This window comes from Micromonospora sp. NPDC003776 (assembly GCF_053605645.1).
The window spans coordinates 1-3,178 of sequence record NZ_JBSGJR010000696.1 but is presented as its reverse complement, the minus strand read 5'-3'; the positions used below and the strand labels follow the sequence as shown (position 1 = coordinate 3,178).

Sequence of the window (3,178 nt, the reverse complement as noted above, 5' to 3'; positions counted from 1 at the left end):
GGCCGGGACGCGGCGGTGGTCGCCGCGCCGGCCGAGTTCCGGCCCGGACAGCGCGGCTCCCGCCGGCACCTGGCCTTCGGCGCCGGGGCGCACCGGTGCGTGGGCGCGCAACTGGCCCGGATGGAGGCGGCGGTGGTGGTCGCCGAGGCGGCCGCGCTGCTCGACGGGGTGACGGTGGTCCGCGCGCCCTGGTGCCCGGACAACCTCACCTTCCGGATGCCCGACGCCTTCGTGGTCCGCCGCACCTGACGAAAGTCAGGGTCGGGCGATGCCGATCGGGGGCGGTGCGGGCGCCCGCCCGCTCCCTACCGTCGGCGCATGATCACACTTCGTGGATTGACGAAGCGGTTCGGGACGGCGACCGCGGTCGACGACCTGACCGTCGACATCGGACCAGGACAGGTCACCGGTTTCCTCGGCCCCAACGGCGCCGGCAAGTCCACCACGCTGCGGATGGTGCTCGGCCTGGACCGCCCGACCGCCGGGCAGGCCCTGGTCAACGGCCGGCCCTACCGGGCGCTGCGGCACCCGCTGTACGAGGTGGGCGCACTGCTCGACGCCACCGGCGTCCACCCGGCCCGCTCCGGCCGGGCCCACCTGCGGGCGATGGCCCGCAGCAACGGAATCCCGGCGCGCCGGGTGGACGAGGTGCTCGACCTGGTCGGCCTGGACGGGCGCGCCGCCGACAAGCCGGGACGCGCACTGTCCCTCGGCATGGGCCAACGTCTCGGCATCGCCGGCGCGCTGCTCGGCGACCCGCCGGTGCTGCTCCTCGACGAGCCGGTCAACGGCCTCGACCCGGACGGGGTGCGCTGGATCCGGCGGTTCACCCGGACCCTCGCCGACGAGGGCCGCACCGTGCTGCTCTCCAGCCACCTGATGAGCGAGATGGAGCAGACCGCCGACCGGGTGGTGGTGCTCGGCCGGGGGCGGCTGATCGCCGACGCGCCGCTGGCCGAGTTGATCGCCGCCCGCCCGACCGCGGCGGTCCGGGTCCGCGGTCCCGAGCCGGCCGGCCTGTCGACGCTCGGCGACCGGCTGGCCGCCGAGGGGGCGGAAGTCACCGCGGACGGCGACGGGCTGACCGTCACCGGCGTCCCGGCCGCCCGGGTCGGCGACCTCGCGTACGAGCTGGGGGTGCGGGTGCACGAGCTGACCCCGGTGGCCGCCTCGCTGGAGGAGGCGTTCCTGGAACTCACCGCCGGCAGCGTCGAGTACGCCGCCGGCCCGACCGGAAGTGGGACCCGATGACCGTCACCAGCCCCGCCCGACCGGCCCCCGCCGGCAGCCCCTTCGCCGGGGCGGTGGCCGCCGAGTGGACCAAGCTCTGGTCGGTCCGGTCCACCTGGTGGACCGTCCTCGCGGCCGTGGCCACCATGGCCGCCACCGCCGCCCAGCTCGCCATCTACGCGGTCAACGCGAACACCGACGACGACCCCACCATCGGCCCGGGCGTCGTCGGGGTCGGCGAGATCGTCGCCGGCTCGCTGGAACTCACCCAGTACGTCGTCCTCGCCCTCGGCCTGTTCGCCGTCACCAGCGAGTACGCCACCGGCACCATCCGCACCACCCTGCGCTGCACCCCGTCCCGGGGCCGGGTGCTGCTGGCCAAGGCGGTCGTGGTCGGCGGGATGACGTTCCTCGTCGGGCTGCTGCTGGGCGCGATCGGCGCCGCGGTCGCCGGGCCGGTACTGGGCGAGTGGGGGCGTGCCCCGCTCGGCGGGACGGTCCGGGACGTGGTCGCCTCGGCCGCGTACCTGGCCCTGGTCGGGGTGCTGGCGCTGGGCCTGGCGACGGCGCTGCGCGGCGCGGTGCTCAGCCTGACCGTGCTCCTCGCCCTGCTGATGATCGTGCCGTTGTCGTTGCAGGAGCCGGGGATCACCGTGCTCACCCGGATCGCCGACGGGTTCCCCGGCGTCGCCGGCAACCACTTCCTGGCCGGGGACACCGATCCGTACCCGGCGGCGGTGGGGCTGCTGGTGCTCGCCGGCTGGGCGGCCGCCGCGCTGGCCCTCGGCCGCCGCGCGCTGGCCCGACGCGACGCGTGAACCGGGGGCGGGGCTGGTCAGCCGGTCGGCGGCACCAGCCCCGCCTCGTACGCGAGGATCGCCGCCTGCACCCGGTTACGCACGTCCAGTCGGGTGAAGATGCTGGTCAGATAGCTCTTCACGGTGCCCTCGACGAGGTGCAGCCGGCGGCCGATCTCCGCGTTGGACAGTCCCGCCCCGACCAGCGCGAGCACCTCCCGCTCCCGGTCGGTCAGCCCGGCCAGCCGGTCCCGGGCGTACGGGGTCCGGGCCAGCTGCCCGCCGCTGAGCTCGATCACCCGGCGGGCCACCCGGGGCGACAGGTACGCCCCGCCGTCGGCCACCGCCCGGATGCCGGCCAGCAGTTCCCGCGGATCGCCCGACTTCAGCAGGAAACCGCTCGCCCCGAGCCCGAGCGCCCGGGCGATCAGGTCGTCCTCGCCGAACGTGGTGAGCATGACCGTGGCCGTCTCCGGGGCCAGCCGGCGGATCTCCGCCGCCGCGCTCAGCCCGTCCCAGCGGGGCATCCGGATGTCCAGCAGCGCCACCCGGGGCCGGTGGGCGCGGACCAGCTCGACCGCGGCCCGCCCGTCGCCGGCCTCGCCGACCACCTCGATCCCCGGGTCGGCGGCCAGGATGGCCCGTACGCCGGCGCGCACCATCGCCTCGTCGTCGGCGAGCACCACCCGCAGGGGGTGCCCGTGGTCGTCGGTCACCGCGCGATCCGCTCCTTGCTGACCAGTCGGCCGTCGGAGAAACAGAGCCGCCAGGTGGGCTCCGCGAAGGGGAAGTTGCCGTCGGTGTAGAACTCGCAGCCGGCCGGGGCGTCCGCGTCGGGCGGGTCGGCCCGCCGCTCGGGCAGGTCGAGGCCGGCCCGCGCGTCGCCGACCCGCAGCCGCTCGTACCCGGCCTCGTCGAGCACCGCGCCGGCGGTCGCCAGGGGGTAGTAGACCAGCGCGAGCACCAGGGCGAGGACGACCGGGGCGCCGAACGCCACCAGCAGGCTGCGCCGGACCCGCCGCCGGGCGTCCCGCAACCGCCGCGCCGCCGCGGCGGGCCGGTCGTCGGACGGCGCCACCGGGCCGGGGTCCGGGGCATCGCCCGCCCGGGCGGCAGACCCCGTCAGGTCGCGCGGCGCCGCCACCGGAACC

At 76.7% G+C, this 3,178-nt stretch carries 4 protein-coding genes and 1 pseudogene; 3 read left to right on the top strand and 2 right to left on the bottom strand.

Going from position 1 to position 3,178, the window contains the following annotated elements:
• The 3 genes from ACWEVO_RS33520 to ACWEVO_RS33510 all read left to right on the top strand — a co-directional run.
• Positions 1–249, top strand: a 249-nt coding sequence (locus ACWEVO_RS33520; RefSeq protein ID WP_452311432.1) for a cytochrome P450, incomplete at its 5' end; no start/stop codon positions are given.
• 69 nt (positions 250–318) lie between these two features.
• A complete protein-coding gene (locus ACWEVO_RS33515; protein ID WP_452311431.1) occupies positions 319–1,251 on the top strand; it encodes an ABC transporter ATP-binding protein in 933 nt (310 codons plus the stop codon).
• A complete protein-coding gene (locus tag ACWEVO_RS33510) occupies positions 1,248–2,048 on the top strand; it encodes an ABC transporter permease (protein ID WP_452311430.1) in 801 nt (266 codons plus the stop codon). Before ACWEVO_RS33515 ends, ACWEVO_RS33510 begins: the two co-directional genes overlap by 4 nt.
• A gap of 17 nt (positions 2,049–2,065) precedes the next feature.
• On the opposite strand, the gene ACWEVO_RS33505 is transcribed toward ACWEVO_RS33510, so the two are convergent.
• Positions 2,066–2,743, bottom strand: a complete 678-nt coding sequence (locus ACWEVO_RS33505; RefSeq protein ID WP_452311429.1) for a response regulator transcription factor — start codon at positions 2,741–2,743, stop codon at positions 2,066–2,068.
• A pseudogene (locus tag ACWEVO_RS33500) lies at positions 2,740–3,178 on the bottom strand (two-component sensor histidine kinase); the annotation flags it as partial. The pseudogene ACWEVO_RS33500 and the gene ACWEVO_RS33505, both read right to left, overlap by 4 nt.